The organism is Brevundimonas sp. CEF1, from assembly GCF_051353055.1.
Lineage (GTDB): Bacteria > Pseudomonadota > Alphaproteobacteria > Caulobacterales > Caulobacteraceae > Brevundimonas.
This window is the reverse complement of the sequence record NZ_CP195593.1, coordinates 3,616,691-3,635,249: the sequence shown is the minus strand read 5'-3', so window position 1 is coordinate 3,635,249 and position 18,559 is coordinate 3,616,691. Positions and strand designations below refer to the sequence as shown.

Below are 18,559 nucleotides of genomic sequence, written 5' to 3'. Positions count from 1 at the left end.
CCGCTGGCCTTTCGGTCGATAGGGCTGTAAGAGGCGCCGCTTCCTTCCCGCTTTCCGCATCTTGCAGCGGCCCGGACTTCCGTGGCCGAACACAGTCCGCCCGAGCCCGAAATGAACCTTCGTAACGTCGCTATCATCGCCCACGTTGACCACGGCAAGACCACCATGGTTGACCAGCTGCTGGCTCAGTCCGGCGTCTTCCGAGCCAACGAGGCGACCACTGAGCGCGCCATGGACTCGGGCGACCAGGAAAAAGAGCGCGGCATCACCATCCTGGCCAAGTGCACCTCGGTGCTGTGGAACGGCAAGGCTGGCGAAACCCGCATCAACATCATCGACACCCCCGGCCACGCCGACTTCGGCGGTGAAGTCGAGCGCATCCTGGGCATGGTGGACGGCTGCGTCATCCTGGTCGACGCCGAAGAGGGCGTCATGCCCCAGACCAAGTTCGTGCTGACCAAGGCGCTGAAGATGGGCCTGCGCCCGATCCTGTGCATCAACAAGGTCGACCGCGCCCACGCCGATCCGGACCGCGTCCACAACGAGACCTTCGACCTGTTCGCCGCCATCGGCGCCACGGACGAGCAACTGGACTTCCCCCACATCTACGCCTCGGGCCGCTCGGGCTGGGCCACGCTGGACCTGAACGTCCCCAACGACAACCTGCACCCCCTGTTCGACCTGATCGTCGACCACGTCCCGGCTCCCAAGGTGCAAGAGAACCGCGACAAGCCGTTCCAGATGCTGAACGTCCTGATCGAAAGCGACCCCTTCCTGGGCCGCCTGCTGACCGGCCGCATCCAGAGCGGCAAGGCCGTTCCCGGCATGGCCATCCACGCCCTGGACCGTGACGGCAAGGAAATCGAGCGCGGCCGCATCACCAAGGTTCTGGCCTTCCGCGGCCTGAAGCGTCAGCCCCTGGACGAGGGTTCGGAAGCAGGCGACATCGTCGCCATCGCCGGCATGTCCAAGGCGACCGTGGCCGACACCCTGTGCGCCATGGAAGTCATGGACGCCCTGCCGGCCCAACCGATCGACCCGCCGACCATCTCCATGACCGTCTCGGTCAACGACAGCCCCCTGGCCGGCCGCGAAGGCGACAAGGTCCAGTCGCGCGTCATCCGCGACCGCCTGCTGAAGGAAGCCGAAGCCAACGTCGCCATCCGCGTCACCACGACCGAAGGCGGCGACGCCTATGAGGTCGCCGGCCGCGGCGAACTGCAGCTGGGCGTTCTGATCGAGAACATGCGCCGCGAAGGCTTCGAGGTCTCGATCTCGCGTCCGCGCGTGGTCTTCCAGACCGGCGAGAACGGCGAGAAGCTAGAGCCGATCGAAGACGTCATGGTCGACGTCGACGACGAGTTCTCGGGCATCGTCATCGAGAAGCTGTCGGCCCGTAAGGCCGAAATGACCGACATGGGCCCCTCGGGCGCCGGCAAGACCCGCATCCAGCTGAAGTGCCCGTCGCGTTCGCTGATCGGCTATCAGGGCGAGTTCCTGACCGACACGCGTGGTTCGGGCGTGCTGAACCGCGTCTTCTCGCACTACGAGCCGCACAAGGGCGCCATCGAGGGCCGTCTGAAGGGCGTGCTGATCTCGAACTCGGACGGTGAAACCGCCGCCTTCGCCCTGTGGAACCTGGAAGACCGCGGCGTCATGTTCGTCGGCGCCGGCGAGAAGACCTATCAGGGCATGATCATCGGCGAGAACAGCCGCTGGGACGACCTGGACGTCAACCCGATCAAGGGCAAGCAACTGACCAACGTCCGCGCCGCCGGCAAAGACGAGTCGGTTCGCCTGACCCCGCCGCGCCAGATGTCGCTGGAACAGGCCATCGCCTACATCGAGGAAGACGAGCTGGTCGAGGTCACGCCCAAGTCGATCCGCCTGCGCAAGCAGACGCTGAACCCCTCGTTCCGCAAGAAGCGCCAGCGCCCCGACTAAGGCCGGCGACAACCGACATGAAGAAGGCGATCCGCAAGGGTCGCCTTTCTTTTTGGGGCCTACCGCCCTTCGGGCTGCTTGAGGCCGTCTTTGCCGAGCCTACCGCCCTTCGGGCTGCTTGAGGCCGCTTGCCTCATCCCGTCATCCGGCCGCAGCGGAGCGGAGAGCCGGGACCGCCACACACGCGACGGTCGCTACCTCTGGCGGTCCCGGATCGACCTTTCAGGTCGTCCGGGATGACACGCGCCCTACTTCTTCAGCCCCAGCAGCCCCAGCCAGCCGCCGCTGGTCAGCAGGGCCACGTCCAGCAGGGCCAGGGCCAGGGGGGTCGAGGTCGAGGCGGCGATGAACTTGGGCCGCCAGTCCGGCCCGAACTTGGACTTGTAGGCGCGCAGGCCCTGGAAGCCGTAAACCGCCCCGCCCTCCTCGAACACCAGGGCGCCGACGCGGGCGAAGACGGGGGCCAGACGACGGTCCTCCAGCCCCGCCAGGGGCGCCATGCCCAGGTCAAAGCGCCTGAAGCCCTCGGCCCGCGCCCACTGGGCCGTGCGGGTGAACAGATAGTCCATGATGCCGTGCGGCCCGTCCGGGTCGTGGCGCATCAGGTCGATCATGGCCTCCTCGCCGTTCGCCCCGACCAGCAGGTTGGCGAAGGCGACGATGCGGCCGTCCTCCCACGCCACCGCGACCGGCGAACGATCCAGATAGTCGATGTCGAAGCGCCCCAGGGAGAAGGCCTTTTCCGACCCGTTGTGGTGATCCAGCCAGGCGTCGGACACCGCCCGCAGCTCGACCTCCAGCGGCCGGACGGCGCCGGGCGCCAGCACCTCGAAGGTCGCGCCCTCGCGCTCGGCGCGGTTCACGGCGGTGCGCAGGTTCTGCTTGCCCTTGCCCTCGGTCGAGAAGTGCTCGGCGTCGATGACGGCCGCCTCGCCCACCTTGCGCACGGCCAGGCCCAGGGTGGCCAGGTCCGCCAGCATGCCCTCGCCCACCGAATAGAAGACCGGCGTGCCGCCGTAGCTGTCGGCCATCTCGGCGAAGGCCCACAGCAGCTCCAGCCGCTCCGCCTTCAGGCCCGCCGCCTCGCCCATGGCGATCCAGCGCCGCCCCCGCACGCGATAGGCGATAAAGCTGCGCCCCGAGGGGCTGAACAACAGGGCCTTGTCGCCCAGCAGGGCCAGCCCTGCCTCGGGCGCCGCCGTGTCGGCCTCCATCAGGGCCGCGCGGGCGCGCTCGATGTCGGCGGGCCCCGCCGGGCCGTGGCTGCGCGCGCCGGGCGCCGTCAGCAGGGAGCGCACCGCCACCGCCAGGGTGAGGATGGCCAGGACGGCGCCCGCCCGCAGGAAGCCCGAGGCCTGCTTGTCCGTCAGGAAGGTCCACCACAGCTCATCGGTATAGGCCGTGTCGCGATAGGCGAAGAAGCCGAGCCACAGCATGGCCACGACGGCCGCCGCCAGCATCAGCAGCCAACCGGGCCGCAAGGGCTCGCCCAGGCGCGAACGTCGGTTGAAGGCGGCGCGGCACGGCAGCAGCAGGGCCGCGGCCAGGGTCAGCTCGGCCGCCTCCTCCCAGTCCAGCCCTTTCATCAGCGAGAAGACCGCCCCCAGCATCAGGCCGAACAGGGCCGCGTAATAGGCGCCCCGTCGCCGGCGCCACAGGCCCGCCGACACCAGCAGCAGCAGGAAGCCGGTCACGCTGGCGCCGAAATGCGACAGGTCGATCAGCAGGGGCGCCGCGATCCGGTCCAGCAGTTGCAGCCGTCCGGTAAAGGCCGGGGTCGCCGCCGACAGCAGCATGATCGCGCCCAGAATGAAGGAGGCCACGGCGAAGACCTGGGGCGTCAACTCATAGGCCAGGCCTCCCAACCGCTGGAGGATTCGCCCCGCTCCGCCCTGTCGTTTCGTCGCTGTCATTCGTCCTCTCGGGATGATCGCCCGTCATAGAGCAAGAATCGGCGGTTTGGGGCGCTGAAAAGGTCATTTCTAGGCAGGTGAAACAATCTGAAATGCAGCGAGTTCACCTTTTCGCGAGCGCCAGACTCGCTTGACCGGAGTAACCTCATGATCCGCAAGACCGCCCTGCTGACCGGCATCGCCGGCGCCTTCCTCTTCGCCGCCCCTGTGCTCGCACAAGACGCCACGACGCCGCAGACGCCCGAACCGGCTCCCGTTGAGGCGCCTGCGGCCCAACCCCAAAGCCTGACCCTGACGCCCGGCGCCACGGTCAAGAGCGCCGACGGTTCGGAACTCGGCAAGCTGGTCGGCGCCCAGAACGGCGCCGCCGGTCAGGAACTGACCGTGCGCGGCGCCGACGGCTCGGTCCGCCCGGTGCCGGTGGCCGGCATCCGTCAGGAAGGCGACGCCATCGTCGTCAACGCCAGCCTGGCCGACTTCCAGTCCGCCGCGCCGATCGGCGGCGAGGCTCCGGCCGAAGCCGCCCCGCCGGCTGACGCTACGGACGCGCCCCCGGCCGAGCCGGTGGAGCCGCCCGCGGCTGACGAACCGACCGCCTGATCCCTCAGGTCGGAATGAAGAAGGGGCGGCCCGTCATGGGCCGCCCCTTTGTCGTTCCAGATCCGAAAACGGCTCAGGCCCGCTTCTTGACCAGGCCGAGCAGGAACAGCAACACCACCGCGCCGACCGTGGCGACGATGATGCCGACGATCCAGTTGCCCGAGGCGTCGATGCCCAGCAGGTTGTTGGCCAGGAAGCCGCCGATCAGGGCGCCGATGACGCCGACGATCAGATTGGTCAGCAGGCCGTGGCTGCGCTTCATGATCTTTTCCGCCAGCCATCCGGCGACGATGCCGATGATGATCCAGGCGATGAATCCAAATCCGCTCATTCAATCCCTCCCGTGAAAAGGCGTGATGCCTTGACCGTAATGCGCCGCGACCGCTCAGGTTGCCTGCCACGCGGAATAAGCTTCACCGTTCGCGCGACAGGCGAAAACGGCATGCCCCTTGCGGCGCGAGGCCTGAGCCGTGCCGATCCGGCACAGCGCAGATCATCAGAGGGAGGGGCCGTCATGGCCGCCGACATCGATCTTCACCTGGGCCGCCGCCTGCGTCGCCGTCGTCGTCTTCTGGGCCTGACCCAGCAGCAGCTCGCCGTTCAGGTCGGCGTGCGCTTCCAGCAGATCCAGAAATACGAATGCGGCGCCAACCGCATCTCGGCCGCCCGCCTGTGGGAGCTGGCCGAGGCGCTGGAGACCCCGATCACCTATTTCTACGACGGTCTCGGCGAAGCCGTCGAACGCGCCGCCCCGACGGTCAGCATCGAGCCCTTCGTGCGCGCCGAAAGCCTGCACCCCGGCAGCAAGGCCGCCTGACCCTTCGTCAGATCAGCCCCTCGCTCCTCGGCGCGGGGCGGTGTATCTGCTCGGCATGACCGAACTGGAAGCCTTCGCCGTCGAACTGTCGCATGAGGCCGCCCGCACGGCCCTGCCCTTCTTCCGCGGCGCGTTCGCCCAGGAGAACAAAGCCGGACCCGGCGCCTTCGACCCCGTCACCGAGGCCGACCGCGCCGCCGAGGCCGCCATCCGCCGCCTGATCGCCGCCCGCTATCCGCACCACGGCGTCATCGGCGAGGAATACGGCGAGGACCGCCCCGACGCCGACCACGTCTGGGTTCTGGACCCCATCGACGGCACCCGCGCCTTCATCGCCGGGCTGCCCTTGTGGACCACCCTGATCGCCCTGCGTCATGACGATCAGCCCGTGATCGGCGCCATCGGCCAACCCTATCTGAACGAGATCTTCCTCGGCGGCCCCTCCGGCGCCCGCCTGCTGCGCGACAGGGCCGAGACCCCGCTGAAGACCCGCGCCTGCCCGGCCCTGTACGACGCCCTGATCGCCACCACCGACCCCGACATCTTCGTCGGCGCCGACCGCGAGGCCTGGACGCGCCTGCGCGCCTCGGTCCGTCTGGCGCGCCTGGGCTGCGACGCCTACGCCTACGCCATGGTGGCGGCGGGCCGCATCGACCTGGTGGCCGAGACCGAGCTCAAGGTCTGGGACTGGTCGGCGCTCAAGCCGGTCGTCGAGGCGGCGGGCGGCAAGGTCACCAGCTGGACCGGCCAGGCTCCCGACGGCGACGGCCGCATCCTGGCCGTGGGCGACGCCGCCCTGACCGATCAGGCGCTCGCGGTGCTGAAGGCTTAGGCCACGCCCTTTTCCGGGGCGGGCGTCGCCGCCTGGCCTTCGGCGGGGGCGACATAGCCCGCCAGGGCGTCGAACTCGTCGAGGAAGACGCCGCGCAGCGGATCGGCCTCCATGATGACCTCGTGCAGGGCGCCGGGCACCTCGACATAGCGGCCCCGTCCCAGACGGCGCGCCGCCCAGCGGTTGGTCTGCTTCCAGACCTTGTCGTCCTCGGACGCCTGAACCACGCAGACCGGGATCTTGACCGACTTCAGCGCGCGCGGCTTCAGCGCCCGCTCGCCGGCGTCCAGAGCAAAGGCCAGCCAGCCCCAGGTCGGGCCGCCGATGGCCAGGTGCGGGCAGGCGTAGAGCTGCTGACGCCACAGGTCGTATCGGATCTGATCCGAGGTCAGGCCGTCCTTCTCGAAGGTGTGGTCGAACGGATCGTCGGGATTATCCAGCACATAGTCGCCCGCCTTGCCGTGGCGCAGGTTCCACCGCACCGCCAGCTTGACGGACCACATCGACCGCTTGCCGGTCTTGATGCGCAGCATGGGGCTGGACAGGACGGCGCCGGCGAACCGGCTCTCGCCCGCCTCCAGCGACAGCAGGTTCAGCGCCCCGCCCATCGAGTGGCCGACCATGATCCAGGGCTTGGGCGCCTTGGTCTCATAGGCGTCCAGCAGGCGGGCGTAGTCGTCCAGGAACTCCTCGACGGCGCGGGCGTGGCCGCGCAGACGGTCGGGCAGCAGCCGCGCCGACAGGCCCTGACCGCGCCAATCGTGGGCCAGGACGCAGAAGCCCCGCGCCAGGAAGTTGCCGATGACCTCGAAATACTTCTCGATCGGCTCGGTGCGGCCGGGGCTCAGCACCACCGTGCCGCGCGGCGTCTTGGCCACCATGGCCGACGGCGTCCACAGGGCCGCGCGCAGACGAAGCCCGCCCGCGCCGCGATACCAGTCGCCCTCTCCGCCGGGGGGCGAAGCGGCGCCGGGAACCCCCATCAGGGGCGCATGGGCGGCGAAGGCGGTGGCGCGGTTCACTCGGGCTTCCTGAACTTCAAGGTCATGCGATCGCTCTCGCCGATCGCGTCGTACTTGGTGCGGTCGAACTCGGGATTGGCTGGCTGGCCCATGGGCGCCGTCAGGCGAATGGGCGCCAGGGTGTCGGCCCCGAAGGGGTGGTCCTTGGTGTCGGCCGGGTTGGCGTTGATCTCGGACGCCTCGACGAAGACGAAGCCGGCCTCGGCGGCCAGTTGCTTGACGAAGGCTTCCTGGACATAGCCGTTGGCCGCCGCCGGGTCCTGGTCTTCGTCCGGCTGCAGCCGGTGCTGCTCGACCCCCAGGACGCCGCCGGGCCGCAGAGCCGCATAGGCGTCGGCGAAGGCCTTCTCGGCCAGGCCGGCGGCCATCCAGGCGTGGATATAGCGCATGAACAACACCAGATCGGCCGTGCCCGCCGGCGCCACCGGCCCCGTGCCGGCGCCGAAGGCGCTGAACTGGACCTGGCCGTACAGCTTCTTGTCGCCCTCCAGCTTGGCCTTGAGGGCGTTGTTGATGGCGATCTGGGCGGGGTCCGCGGCGGGACCTTCGGCGAAGCCCGCCAGATAGAGCGAGCCGCCGCCCTTGTTCAGATAGGGGGCCAGGATCTCGATGAACCAGCCGCTGCCGGGCCAGAAGTCCACCACCGTCATCTTGGGCTGAAGACCGAAGAAACGCAGGGTCTCGATCGGGTGACGCCAGACGTCGCGCGCCTTGTCCGACGCCGAGCGCCAGGGTCCGGCCACGGCCCACTCCAGCGAGCCTTCCGGCGGCCCGGCGGGCGCGGCCGGAGCCTGCGGCGCCGCCTTGTCTTCCTTCTTGCCGCAGGCGGCCAGGCCGGCGAAGGCGGCCATGCAGGCGCCCGCCAGAACCGCGCGTCGCGTCGATCGCTCAGCCATGCGCGCCTCCCTGGGTCAGGATCATCATGCCTTCGGGCTTAAGGCCGTTCTCCACCGGGGTCAAAACCGCAAACGGCATCAGTTCACGGTCTCGGGCTTGCGGAAGCGCAGGGTCATGCGGTCGCTCTCGCCCACGGCGTCAAAGGCGGCGCGTTCCTCGGCGGTCAGGGTGCGGCCCGCGCGTTCCGACGTGCGGACCGGCGGCAGGGTCCAGACGCCGAACGGATGGTCGCGATCATCCTTGGGATTGGCGTTCAGCTCGCTGCGCGCCTCCAGCTCGAACCCGGCGCGACGCGCGGCGTGGATGACATAGCTTTCGGGCACATAGCCGGTCGAGGCGACGTCGGCGACGTTCAGGCCGTCGACGCTGCGGTGCTGCTCGACCGCCAGGACGCCGCCCGGCTTCAGCGCCTTGAAGAAGGCGGCCAGATAGGGGTCGGTGCGGCCGTCGCCGGACCAGTTGTGGAAGGCGCGCGCCACCACCACCATGTCCGCCGTCCCATCCTCGACGCCCATGCCCTCGGTCGGTCGGCCGACAGCGACATAGCGGCCGCCGGTGGCCGCCGCATAGGGCTCCAGGATGTTGCGCCACCAGCCGGCGCGGCCGGGCTCGATCTCCACCACCGTCAGGCCGGGTTGCAGGCCCCAGAAGGTCAGGGTCTCGAACGGATGACGCTGGCTGTCGCGGACGCGGTCGGCCTCGGGCCGGGCGGTCGAGGCGATGGCGGCCTGAAGCGCGGCGTCCTCCTCGACCTGGGGCATCTCCATCGACAGGCCCTGACGGTGCGGCAGGGCGGGCGTCTCGGGCGGGGCGTTCTGGGCGAAAGCCGGCGCGGCGAGAGCGCTCGCCACTAGGGCGGCGAGGACGAGGGATCGCATGGGGGGCTCCGGTCGGTCCTGAAAAGAAACAATCTGTAACCCTTACGGCGCTTCGCGGCCTCGGCAAGGCGCGGATTGGACCAAGCGACGATTTCGCGCGCCTCGCGCGGGCCGAGCGCCCCTTGCGGCGCGAAAATGCGCGCCTACCTCTTCATCCGAGAGCGCCGATCCCGGGCTCTCCAGACCTGACGGGGCCGATTTCGGACCGCCGGGACTGACACCCTCCGCCGTCCGGGGCGCCAATCGCCGGGCGGCTCAACCTTGCTGAATGTCAGAAGGATGACCCATGCGTACCTATGATTTCTCGCCACTGTACCGTTCCGCCGTCGGCTTCGACCGCCTGGCCCGCCAGTTGGAAAGCGCCGCGCGCTCCAGCCAGGAGAACGGCTGGCCCCCCTATAATATCGAGACGACCGGCGAGAACGCCTATCGCATCGAAATCGCCGTCGCCGGCTTCACGCCTGACGAGCTGAACATCGAGGCCAAGGAAAACTCCCTGACCGTCACCGGCAAGAAGGCCGCCAACGACGACGGCGCGCCCCAGAAGACCTATCTGCATCGCGGCCTGGCCGAGCGCGACTTCGAGCGCCGCTTCCAGCTGGCCGACTATGTGGTGGTCAAGGGCGCCGACCTGTCGAACGGCCTGCTGACCATCGACCTGCAACGCGAACTGCCCGAGGCCCTCAAGCCCCGCCGCATCGAGATCGCAACCGGCAAGGCCCTGATCGAGGGTGAAACCGCCGGCAAGGCCGACAAGGCGAAGAAGGCCGCCTGAACGCAGCCTGACGTCTGAAACCGGGAAGGGGCGGCGCTCGCGTCGCCCCTTTTTCGTGCCTGCTCGATCATTCCGTCATCCCGGAAACGGCGCAGCCGTTATCCGGGACCGCTCAAAACGCCGACGTTGAGTATGGGGCGGTCCCGGCTCTGCGCTGCGCTTCGGCCGGGATGACGAGTGTAGGGTCTAGGCCGCCTTCAGATCGGCCGGGTCCAGACCCCGCGCCCCGCCCGTCTGGGCCCCGGTGAAGTCGGCCTGCTTGACCTGGGCCCCATGCATGACGGCGCGGCTCAGATCCGCCTCCTTGAGCACGGCGCGGCGCAGGTCGGCGCCCGACAGGTCGGCCCCGCGCAGGATGGCGCCAGACAAATCCGCCGGCAGCAGCCGCTCGGGCCCCAGCATCAGCGGCCCCAGTTGCACCTCGCGCAGGTCGGCCCCGTTCAGCTTGGCGCGCCCCAACCGCGCCCCACGCAGGTCGGCCCGACGCAGATTGGCCGAGCGCAGGTCGGCGCCCTCCAGCTGAGCGCCCTGAAGCTGCACGCCTTCCATGTCCAGGCCGTAGAAGACCGCCCCCTTGGCCGACAGAGCCGTCAGGTTCAGGCCGCGAATGGATTCCAGCGGACGCAGGTCGACCCCGTCGAAGACCGAGGGCTGGCCTTCGGCCCCGCCCGTCTCGCACCACTGGGCGTGCTCGCGCAGCATTTCGGCGGCGGGCATGCGGCTCACGGACTCGCCCGCCGACCGATTGTCGGTCAACGCGCCCTCCATATTGGCCCCGTCGGTGCGCCACATGGCGGCTTTCACCCCCACCAGGATGGCGTCCGTCAAATCCGCGCCCGACAGGTCCGCCCCCGACAGATCGGCCCCGGCCAAGTCGGCCCCGGTGAAGTTGGCCTGTTTCAGATTGGCCCGGACCAGCTTGCAGTCCTTCATCACCGCATCGGTGAAGTCGGCGGCGATGGCCACCACACCGGTCATGCGCGAGCGTTGCAGGTTGGCCCCGACAAGACTGGCGCCCTGGGCCTGGGTGTCGCCGCGCTTCTGAGCCTCGATGACGCGGAAGCCCAGCTTGCCGTCCGCCGCCGCGATCGTGCCTTCGCGCAGGTCCGCCTCGAACAGGTCGGCCCCCGACAGGTCGGCCCCGCGCAGGCAGGCGCCGCGCAGATCCGCCCGCCTCAGGCTGGCGTCGACCAGGTTGATGTCCTGCATGTCCGCGCCAAAGAAGTTGGCGTTGTCCAGCTTGGCCCCGGACAGGTCGCAGTTGTGCAGACGGGCGGCGGCGAAGTCGGCATCGGCCAGATTGCGCCCCCGCAAGGTCAGCCCCGACAGGTCCATCCAGGCGAAGACGGCGCGCGCCCCGCCGGGCCGCGCCTGCCACAGCCGATCATGCTTGGCGCAGATCAGATCGACCTCGGCCTGGGTCGGTTTCTTGCGGACAGGATCGGCGGCGTCGCTCATGCCGCCAACATGGCTTACGCCCCATTAAGGAAGCTTTGCGGAAACCGGGGTTTCAGCGGCCCTAGTCGGTCAGCAGACCCTGGTCGCGCAGGGCCTCGGCCAGCTCGCCCTCATTGGTCCACAGCCGGGTGTAGCCGGCCTCGCCCAGGCGATTCAGCTCGGTCGTCAGATCGGCGCGCGGCGCGGCGACGAAACGGCCGTCGAAGCCCTTTCCGTCCTCGCTGATGCGGACCATGGGCCGGCCGGTTTCCAGACGATGCAGGAAGCCTTCGCTGAGCACGGCGGCGTCCTCGGCCAGCAGGCCCGTCTCGACCGTCAGGCCCGACTGGCGCAGCCGCTCGGTGCCCCGTCCCGAGGCGAAGGGCGAGGGATCAAGCGCGGCGATCACCACCCGCTCCACCCCGGCCTCGGCCAGGAAGTGGGCGCAGGACTTGCGGCCCGACGACCGGGCGCCGCAGGGCTCCAGGGTGACATAGGCGGTCGCGCCCTTCACGGCCTCGCCAGCGGCGGGCACGGCCTGTTCCTCGGCGTGCGGACGGCCGCCCGGCGCCGTGGCCGCCTCGGCCAGCACCACCCCGTCCTTGACCAGGACGCAGCCGACCGCCGGATTGGGCCAGGTCTCGCCCATGCTGGCCAGCGCCAGATCAATAGCGCGGCGCATATGGACGGCGTCGTCCCCCGCCGCGTTCGTGCTGGCCGAACTCATGCGATAGGCGGCAGGGCTTGCGCCCGGCCCTCGTCCAGATAGCGGGCGGCGACCGGCTTCAGCTCGCCGTTCAGGTCGATCTCCAGCGGATTGCCGGTGGGGATCTCGACGCCGACGATCTGGTCGTCCGGCACCGCGAACAGCAGCTTGACGATGGCGCGCAAGCTATTGCCGTGGGCGGCGATCAGCACGTCCTCGCCGGCCTTCAGGCGCGGGGCGATCTCGGCGTCCCAATAGGGCTGGACCCGGTCCAGGGTGGTCTTCAGGCTCTCGGTGTCCGGGATTTCCTTGCCGGCGTAGCGAGCGTCCGAGGCGAAATCGAACTCGCCGCCGGGGGCCAGGGGCGGCGGCGGCACGTCATAGCTGCGACGCCAGACCTTGACCTGATCCTCGCCGTGCTTGGCCGCCGTCTCGGCCTTGTCCAGCCCGGTCAGGCCGCCGTAGTGGCGCTCGTTCAGGCGCCAGTCCTCGACCACCGGCACGTCCTTCAGACCGGCCGAATCCAGGGCCAGGGCGCCGGTGCGCTTGGCCCGCGTCAGGACCGAGGTGAACATGACGGCAGGCTTGAACCCGGCCCCGGCGATCAACTCGCCGCCGCGCCGCGCCTGGGCCTCGCCCTCGGCGGTCAGATCGACGTCCACCCAGCCGGTGAAACGGTTTTCCAGGTTCCACTGGCTCTGGCCGTGGCGCAGCAGGATCAGGCGGGGCATGGGCGTCTCCGTATGGCAGCCTCTCGCGTAGGCCGTGGACGCGGGGGCGGTCAAGGTTTCACGATGCGGGAAAAGAATGCAGCCAGCTTGGTCCTCGTGCGTTGTTGGCCTCTCCGGGGAGGCCCGCTATACCGCAACGATTGAGGGCGGATAGCTGAACTTCGTTCGCCCAACTGCCTATGCTTCAGGAATACCCATGTCGAAACCGCGCCAGGACATCCGCCCCAATACGGCGGAGTACGAAACCCTTCCCCTGGTGAAGCCGACCGGCTTCCGCGAATACGACGCCCGCTGGATTCTGGAAAAAGAGATCAACCTGCTGGGCATTCAGGCCCTCGGCCTCGGCCTGGCCACCTACGCCCACGAGATCGGCGTGCGCCCCCGCATCGCCGTCGGCCACGACTTCCGCTCCTACTCCCTGTCGGTCAAGCAGGCCTTGATCCTGGGCCTGCTGGAAGGCGGCATGGAGGTGGTGGACATCGGCCTGGCCCTGTCGCCCATGGCCTACTACGCCCAGTTCGCGCTGGACTGCCCCTGCGTGGCCATGGTCACGGCCAGCCACAACGAGAACGGCTGGACCGGCGTCAAGATGGGCGCCCAGGCGCCGCTCACGTTTGGCCCCGACGAGATGACCCGCCTCAAGGAAATCGTCCTCAACGGCGAAGGCGTCGCGCGCCCCGGCGGCCGCGTCGAGCGCGTCGAGGGCTTCCGCGAGACCTACATCAAGGACGTGGCCTCCAAGCTGAAGCTGACCCGCCCGCTCAAGGTCGTCGCCGCCTGCGGCAACGGCACCGCCGGCGCCTTCGCCCCCGAGGCCCTGCGCCTGATGGGCTGCGAGGTGATCGAGATGGACACCGACCTCGACTGGACCTTCCCCAAATATAATCCGAACCCGGAAGACCACGTCATGCTGGTGGCGATGGCGGAAAAGGTGAAGGAAACCGGCGCTGACCTGGCCCTCGGCTTCGACGGCGACGGCGACCGTTGCGGCGTGGTGGACAATACCGGCGAGGAGATCTTCGCCGACAAGATAGGCCTGATGCTGGCCCGCGACCTGTCGGCCATCCACCCGAACGCTGTCTTCGTCGTCGATGTGAAATCGACCGGCCTCTACAAGACCGACGAGGTGCTCAAGGCCAATGGCGCCGAGACCGTCTACTGGAAGACCGGCCACTCCTACATCAAGCGCAAGACCGCCGAGCTGGGCGCCCTGGCCGGGTTCGAGAAGTCGGGTCACTTCTTCCTCTCGGGCGATCTCGGCCACGGCTACGACGATGGCCTGGTCGCCGCCGGCGCCGTTCTGGCCATGCTGGACCGCAACCCCGGCAAGTCGCTGAGCGAACTGAAGACCGCCCTGCCCGACGCCTGGACCAGCCTGACCATGTCGCCGCACTGCGACGACGAGCTGAAGTACGACGTCCTGGCCAGGATCGTGAAGGAATACGAGGATCTGGCGGCCAGCGGCGGCTCGATCCTGGGCCGCAAGATCGTCGAGGCCATCACCGTCAACGGCGTGCGTGTCCACCTGGAGGACGGCTCCTGGGTCCTGGTCCGCGCCTCCAGCAACAAGCCCGAGCTGGTGGTGGTGGTCGAGAGCATGCGCTCGGCCGACGACATGCGCGACCTGTTCCGCAAGGAAGTGAAGCCGCGCCTGGCCGCTCACCCCGAGATCGGCGCCTTCAATCAGGAAATCTGATCGGTCGCGAGCTGGGGAGAGGATGATCCAGCGATTGACCTCTCCCCCCGCCTCGGGCGAGGTGAAGCGATGAACGACGCCGCCTCCTCCCTCCCCGTGGTCATCGTCGGCGGCGGCTTTTCCGGGGCCATGCTGGCCGCGCGGCTGGCCGAACGGGGCCAGGCCTCAACCCTGATCGAACGCGGCGACGCCTTCGGTCCGGGCGTGGCCTATTCCACCAGCAACGACGCCCACCGCCTGAACGTCCGCGCCGGGCGAATGAGCGCCGTCGTCGACCGCCCCGCCGACTTCGTCGACTGGCTGACGGCGCATCATCCCGATCAGTCGGACCCCAACGGTTTCGCCCCGCGCCGTCTCTACGGCCTCTACGTCCGCGACCGGCTGAAGGCGGCCGAGACGGCGCATCCCGGTCTGATCCGCCGCGTGACCGGCGCCGCCATCGCCGTCGAAGACCGCTCCGCCATCCTGTCCACGGGCGAGCGGATCGACGGCCGCGCCGTGGTCCTGACCACCGGCAATCCCGCGCCGCGCACGACCCGGACCGGCGAAGACGGCCGCATCATCGCCAACCCCTGGACGCCTGACGCCCTGACGCCCATCCGGCCCGACGACGATGTCCTGATCCTCGGCGCCGGCCTGACCATGGTCGACGTCCTGCTGACGCTGTCCAGCCAGGGCTGGCGCGGTCGGGCTGTGGCGGCCTCGCGGCGCGGCCTGCTGCCCCGCGCGCACGGCCCGCACCACGACGCGCCGATCGACCTCCCGCCCCAGGCCCTGAGCGGTCCGCTGTCCGCTCGCCTGTCAACAGCGCGGCGACTGGCGCAGGCCCACGGCTGGCGACGGGTCATGGAAGGCTATCGCCCCATCACGCTCGACCTGTGGGCCGCCGCAACCCAGGCCGAGCGCGCCCGCTTCCTGCGCCACCTGCGCCCCTGGTGGGACGTCCATCGCCACCGCATCGCGCCCGAGATCGCAGCCGAACTGGATCAACTTACCAAGGAAGGCCGGCTCACGGTTCGCGCCGGACGCATCCGCGAGGTCATCCCCTCGGCGGACAGCGTCACGGTGCATCTGACCGCGAACAACGCCGACCAGACCCTGTCCGCCCCCTGGCTGATCGACTGCACCGGTCCCGGCCATGACGCGGCGGCGACGCCGCTGACGGCCGCCCTGATCGCCGAGGGCCGCGCCCGCCTCGATCCGTTGAGGCTGGGCCTCGACCTGGATCAGACCGGTCGCGTCCGCCACGCCGACGGGACGCCGGACCCGGACCTCTACGTCCTGGGCCCGCCCGCCCGCGCCGCCTTCTGGGAAACCATCGCCGTGCCCGACATCCGTCAGCGCATCGAGGCGCTCTCCCACGCCCTGGCGAACTGACCCAAAGTCAGTCACGGCAAAATTTGCCGAAAGATCGCCAAACAATTGGCAATTCAACGCCTGGCGCGCCTTTTCTGGGTCGGCTATCACCGAAACAGGAGAGGAAACATAAAAATGAACCGTCACCGCACCCGCGTTCTGGGGGCTCGCACCCTCGCGCCCGAAACCCTGATGATGGGCTATGGCTATGACCCCGCCCTGTCTGAAGGTGCGATCAAGGCGCCCCTGTTCCAGTCGTCCACCTTCGTCTTCAAGTCGGCCGAGGACGGCAAGCGCTTCTTCGAGGTCGCCTATGGCCTGCGCCAGCGCGACCCGGACGAGGCCCTGGGCCTGATCTACTCGCGCATCAACAACCCCAACCTCGAAATCCTCGAGGATCGCCTGGCCGTCTGGGACAATGCCGACAAGGCCCTGGTCTTCTCGACCGGCATGGCCGCCATCTCGACCGCCATGCTGGCCATGGTGCGCCCCGGCGACGTCATCCTCTATACGGCCCCGGCCTATGGCGGCACCGAATACCTGTTCGACCGCATCCTGCCCCGCTACGGCGTCAAGGCGATCAGCGTGCCCGCCGCCGAGGGCGCCGACGCCCTGGACGCCGCCATGATCGCAGCAGCGGCCGAGGCGAAGACGACGGGCGGACGCCTGGCCGCCGTCTATCTGGAGACGCCGGCCAACCCGACCAATCAGTTGGTCGACATCGCCCGCGCCGTGGTCGGCGCCAAGGCCGTGGATCAGGCTGAACGTCCGATCGTGGCGGTGGACAACACCTTCCTCGGCCCCCTGTGGCAGAGCCCGCTGGAGCTGGGGGCCGACCTCGTCCTCTATTCGCTGACCAAGTATGTCGGCGGCCATTCCGACCTGATCGCCGGGGGCTGCATGGGCTCCGCCGACCTCATGGCGCGAGTGGGCGAGATGCGCACCATCTGCGGCACCAACACCGATCCGCACACGGCCTGGCTGCTGCTGCGCAGTCTGGAGACCCTGCACATCCGCATGGAACGAGCCCAGGACAACGCCCTGATACTGGCCGAACGCCTGCGCGCCGATCCCCGCGTCAGCGCCGTCCTGACCGCCGGGGGACCGGACGCCTCGCCCGAACAGCAGGCCATCTTCGCGACCCAGTGCAAGGGTTCGGGTTCGACCTTCTCGCTGGAACTGCCGGGCGGCGAGGCCGAGGCCTTCCGCATGCTGAACGCCCTGCGGCTGTTCAAATTGGCCGTCAGCCTGGGCGGCGCCGAGAGCCTGGCCTCGCACCCGTCCAGCATGACCCACTCGGACTATACGCCGGAGGCCAAGGCGCGCAGCGGCATCGGCGACAACCTGGTGCGGTTGTCGGTCGGTATCGAGAACGTCGAGGACCTGTGGGCCGACGTGGATCAGGCCCTGGCTTCGATCTGAGGACAGAGGCGGGTGCCGTTCGCGGCGCCCGCCGATCCCCTCAGCCCGCCGCCTTCACCGCCGCCGCCACATCGGCGACCACGCGTTTCACCAGAGCCTCGTCGTCGCCCTCGGCCATGACGCGGATCAGTTTTTCCGTGCCGGACGGACGCACCAGCAGACGGCCCGCGCCGTTCAGGGCGGCTTCCGCCTCGGCCATGGCGGCCTGGACCTTGGCGTCTTCAAGAGGCTTGCCGGCGGTGTAGCGGACGTTCTGCAGCAGTTGCGGCACCGGCTCGAACTGGCGCGCCAGCTCGCTCATCGGCACGCCCTTTTCGACCAGAACCGCCAGCACCTGCAGCGCCGCCATCAGGCCGTCGCCGGTCGTGGCGTGGTCCTTCAGGATGATGTGGCCCGACTGCTCGCCGCCGATGTTGAAGCCGCCGGCGCGCATCCGCTCCATGACGTAGCGGTCGCCCACCTTGGTCCGCTCCAGCGTCAGGCCTTCGGATTGCAGCTTCCGCTCCAACCCCAGGTTGGACATGACGGTGGCCACCACCCCCTTGCCGTTCAGGCGGCCGCGCTTGGCCCAGTCCAGGCCGATCAGGGCCATGATCTGGTCGCCGTCGACCACATGCCCCTTCTCGTCGCAGATGATGACCCGGTCGGCGTCGCCGTCCAGGGCGATGCCGATGTCGCAGCGATAACGCTTCACCGCCTCGGACACGGCCTCGGGATGGGTCGAGCCGCAGTCGGCGTTGATGTTCAGGCCGTTCGGCTCGACGCCGACGGGGAAGACCTCGGCCCCCAGCTCATAGAGGGTGGTCGGCGCCACGCGGTAGCCGGCGCCGTTGGCGCAGTCGATGGCGATGCGCAGGCCCTTGAGGCTGAGCCGCTTGGGGAAGGCCGACTTGGCGATCTCGATATAGCGCGGCGGGGCGTCGTCGATGCGCTTGACCCGGCCCAGCTTGTTGGCGGGGGCCAGGTCCTGATCCAGGCCCTCGTCCATCATGGCCTCGATCTTCAGCTCGATCTCGTCCGACAGCTTGTAGCCGTCCGGCCCGAACAGCTTGATGCCGTTGTCGGCATAGTCGTTGTGCGAGGCCGAGATCATGATGCCCAGATCGGCGCGCATCGACCGCGTCATCATGGCCACGCCGGGCGTCGGCAAGGGGCCGAAGGTGCGCACGTCCATGCCCACGCTGGCCAGACCCGCCACCAGGGCCGGCTCGATCATGTAGCCCGACAGGCGCGTGTCCTTGCCGATCACCACCAGATGGCGACGATCGTCGTCGGTGCGGAACAGCTTGCCCGCCGCCAGCCCGACCCGCAAAGCGACCTCGGCCGTCATCGGATGGGTGTTGGCCCGGCCGCGAATGCCGTCGGTGCCGAAGTATTTTCTCTCGCCCAAGGGCGTCGTCCTTCGCTGGCGGCCCCGTCAGGTTTGCAAAGAAACCTTCCGAAACCCATTTTTTGATGTCGCCGGTCCGCGCTTCCCCTAGATCAAACTCAAAGGGCGAGACGGGCGGAACCCTCTCGCTTACCTCTTACGGC

At 69.0% G+C, this 18,559-nt stretch carries 16 protein-coding genes and 1 pseudogene; 8 read left to right on the top strand and 9 right to left on the bottom strand.

Going from position 1 to position 18,559, the window contains the following annotated elements:
• Positions 1-111 precede the first annotated feature (111 nt).
• On the top strand, positions 112-1,944 hold the full coding sequence (gene typA, locus ACR9FL_RS18155) for a translational GTPase TypA (RefSeq protein WP_436356634.1): 1,833 nt from the start codon (positions 112-114) through the stop codon (positions 1,942-1,944).
• Between the two features lie 248 nt (positions 1,945-2,192).
• On the opposite strand, the gene ACR9FL_RS18150 is transcribed toward typA, so the two are convergent.
• Complete coding sequence (locus ACR9FL_RS18150; protein ID WP_436356633.1) at positions 2,193-3,857, bottom strand: phosphatidylglycerol lysyltransferase domain-containing protein; 1,665 nt, start codon at positions 3,855-3,857, stop codon at positions 2,193-2,195.
• A gap of 147 nt (positions 3,858-4,004) precedes the next feature.
• On the opposite strand from ACR9FL_RS18150, the gene ACR9FL_RS18145 reads away from it, so the two are divergent.
• On the top strand, positions 4,005-4,457 hold the full coding sequence (locus ACR9FL_RS18145) for a superoxide dismutase (RefSeq protein ID WP_296175772.1): 453 nt from the start codon (positions 4,005-4,007) through the stop codon (positions 4,455-4,457).
• A 73-nt stretch (positions 4,458-4,530) separates the two neighbouring features.
• Here ACR9FL_RS18145 and ACR9FL_RS18140 read toward each other — a convergent pair whose 3' ends face one another.
• Positions 4,531-4,788 (bottom strand): GlsB/YeaQ/YmgE family stress response membrane protein, encoded by a 258-nt coding sequence (locus ACR9FL_RS18140; RefSeq protein ID WP_105562752.1) that lies wholly within the window; start codon positions 4,786-4,788, stop codon positions 4,531-4,533.
• A 183-nt stretch (positions 4,789-4,971) separates the two neighbouring features.
• Between ACR9FL_RS18140 and ACR9FL_RS18135 the strand changes: the two are divergent.
• Positions 4,972-5,250, top strand: a pseudogene (locus ACR9FL_RS18135) (helix-turn-helix domain-containing protein); the annotation flags it as partial.
• 79 nt (positions 5,251-5,329) lie between these two features.
• A complete protein-coding gene (gene hisN, locus ACR9FL_RS18130) occupies positions 5,330-6,106 on the top strand; it encodes a histidinol-phosphatase (RefSeq protein ID WP_296175776.1) in 777 nt (258 codons plus the stop codon).
• On the opposite strand, the gene ACR9FL_RS18125 is transcribed toward hisN, so the two are convergent.
• From ACR9FL_RS18125 to ACR9FL_RS18115, 3 genes are all read right to left on the bottom strand, one after another.
• Positions 6,103-7,128 carry an alpha/beta fold hydrolase gene (locus ACR9FL_RS18125; RefSeq protein ID WP_436356632.1) on the bottom strand — a complete coding sequence of 342 codons (1,026 nt, stop codon included), beginning with the start codon at positions 7,126-7,128 and terminating at the stop codon, positions 6,103-6,105. The genes hisN and ACR9FL_RS18125 overlap by 4 nt on opposite strands.
• Positions 7,125-8,024, bottom strand: a complete 900-nt coding sequence (locus tag ACR9FL_RS18120) for a class I SAM-dependent methyltransferase (RefSeq protein ID WP_296175779.1) — start codon at positions 8,022-8,024, stop codon at positions 7,125-7,127. Before ACR9FL_RS18120 ends, ACR9FL_RS18125 begins: the two co-directional genes overlap by 4 nt.
• 78 nt (positions 8,025-8,102) lie before the next feature.
• Positions 8,103-8,903: a class I SAM-dependent methyltransferase gene (locus ACR9FL_RS18115; protein ID WP_296175780.1), complete on the bottom strand. Its 801-nt coding sequence runs from the start codon at positions 8,901-8,903 to the stop codon at positions 8,103-8,105.
• Positions 8,904-9,189: 286 nt separating this feature from the next.
• Between ACR9FL_RS18115 and ACR9FL_RS18110 the strand changes: the two genes are divergently transcribed.
• Positions 9,190-9,678 (top strand): Hsp20 family protein, encoded by a 489-nt coding sequence (locus tag ACR9FL_RS18110; protein ID WP_296175783.1) that lies wholly within the window; start codon positions 9,190-9,192, stop codon positions 9,676-9,678.
• A gap of 186 nt (positions 9,679-9,864) precedes the next feature.
• On the opposite strand, the gene ACR9FL_RS18105 is transcribed toward ACR9FL_RS18110, so the two are convergent.
• The 3 genes from ACR9FL_RS18105 to ACR9FL_RS18095 all read right to left on the bottom strand — a co-directional run bounded on the left by ACR9FL_RS18105 (position 9,865) and on the right by ACR9FL_RS18095 (position 12,552).
• Positions 9,865-11,136, bottom strand: coding sequence for a pentapeptide repeat-containing protein (locus ACR9FL_RS18105; protein ID WP_296175784.1), 1,272 nt, complete (start codon positions 11,134-11,136; stop codon positions 9,865-9,867).
• Between the two features lie 61 nt (positions 11,137-11,197).
• Complete coding sequence (locus tag ACR9FL_RS18100; protein WP_436356631.1) at positions 11,198-11,797, bottom strand: bifunctional diaminohydroxyphosphoribosylaminopyrimidine deaminase/5-amino-6-(5-phosphoribosylamino)uracil reductase RibD; 600 nt, start codon at positions 11,795-11,797, stop codon at positions 11,198-11,200.
• Positions 11,798-11,838: 41 nt separating this feature from the next.
• Positions 11,839-12,552, bottom strand: a complete 714-nt coding sequence (locus ACR9FL_RS18095) for a 2,3-bisphosphoglycerate-dependent phosphoglycerate mutase (protein WP_296175786.1) — start codon at positions 12,550-12,552, stop codon at positions 11,839-11,841.
• 196 nt (positions 12,553-12,748) lie between these two features.
• Here ACR9FL_RS18095 and ACR9FL_RS18090 point away from each other — a divergent pair, with 196 nt between their 5' ends.
• From ACR9FL_RS18090 to ACR9FL_RS18080, 3 genes are all read left to right on the top strand, one after another.
• On the top strand, positions 12,749-14,248 hold the full coding sequence (locus tag ACR9FL_RS18090) for a phosphomannomutase/phosphoglucomutase (protein WP_296175788.1): 1,500 nt from the start codon (positions 12,749-12,751) through the stop codon (positions 14,246-14,248).
• Positions 14,249-14,317: 69 nt separating this feature from the next.
• Entirely contained in the window at positions 14,318-15,625 is a 1,308-nt protein-coding gene (locus ACR9FL_RS18085) for an FAD/NAD(P)-binding protein (protein ID WP_436356630.1), read from the top strand.
• Positions 15,626-15,739: 114 nt separating this feature from the next.
• On the top strand, positions 15,740-17,026 hold the full coding sequence (locus tag ACR9FL_RS18080) for a cystathionine gamma-synthase family protein (protein ID WP_436356629.1): 1,287 nt from the start codon (positions 15,740-15,742) through the stop codon (positions 17,024-17,026).
• Positions 17,027-17,066: 40 nt separating this feature from the next.
• On the opposite strand, the gene glmM is transcribed toward ACR9FL_RS18080, so the two are convergent.
• Complete coding sequence (glmM, locus tag ACR9FL_RS18075; RefSeq protein WP_436356628.1) at positions 17,067-18,416, bottom strand: phosphoglucosamine mutase; 1,350 nt, start codon at positions 18,414-18,416, stop codon at positions 17,067-17,069.
• Between the last annotated feature and the right edge of the window lie 143 nt (positions 18,417-18,559).

Bases quoted from the DNA above. Each gene is read 5' to 3' on its own strand.
- typA (WP_436356634.1), top strand. From the start codon at position 112: ATGAACCTTCGTAACGTCGCTATCATCGCCCACGTTGACCACGGCAAG.
- ACR9FL_RS18150 (WP_436356633.1), bottom strand. From the start codon at position 3,857: ATGACAGCGACGAAACGACAGGGCGGAGCGGGGCGAATCCTCCAGCGG.
- ACR9FL_RS18145 (WP_296175772.1), top strand. From the start codon at position 4,005: ATGATCCGCAAGACCGCCCTGCTGACCGGCATCGCCGGCGCCTTCCTC.
- ACR9FL_RS18140 (WP_105562752.1), bottom strand. From the start codon at position 4,788: ATGAGCGGATTTGGATTCATCGCCTGGATCATCATCGGCATCGTCGCC.
- hisN (WP_296175776.1), top strand. From the start codon at position 5,330: ATGACCGAACTGGAAGCCTTCGCCGTCGAACTGTCGCATGAGGCCGCC.
- ACR9FL_RS18120 (WP_296175779.1), bottom strand. From the start codon at position 8,024: ATGGCTGAGCGATCGACGCGACGCGCGGTTCTGGCGGGCGCCTGCATG.
- ACR9FL_RS18115 (WP_296175780.1), bottom strand. From the start codon at position 8,903: ATGCGATCCCTCGTCCTCGCCGCCCTAGTGGCGAGCGCTCTCGCCGCG.
- ACR9FL_RS18110 (WP_296175783.1), top strand. From the start codon at position 9,190: ATGCGTACCTATGATTTCTCGCCACTGTACCGTTCCGCCGTCGGCTTC.
- ACR9FL_RS18105 (WP_296175784.1), bottom strand. From the start codon at position 11,136: ATGAGCGACGCCGCCGATCCTGTCCGCAAGAAACCGACCCAGGCCGAG.
- ACR9FL_RS18100 (WP_436356631.1), bottom strand. From the start codon at position 11,797: ATGCGCCGCGCTATTGATCTGGCGCTGGCCAGCATGGGCGAGACCTGG.
- ACR9FL_RS18095 (WP_296175786.1), bottom strand. From the start codon at position 12,552: ATGCCCCGCCTGATCCTGCTGCGCCACGGCCAGAGCCAGTGGAACCTG.
- ACR9FL_RS18090 (WP_296175788.1), top strand. From the start codon at position 12,749: ATGTCGAAACCGCGCCAGGACATCCGCCCCAATACGGCGGAGTACGAA.
- ACR9FL_RS18085 (WP_436356630.1), top strand. From the start codon at position 14,318: ATGAACGACGCCGCCTCCTCCCTCCCCGTGGTCATCGTCGGCGGCGGC.
- ACR9FL_RS18080 (WP_436356629.1), top strand. From the start codon at position 15,740: ATGAACCGTCACCGCACCCGCGTTCTGGGGGCTCGCACCCTCGCGCCC.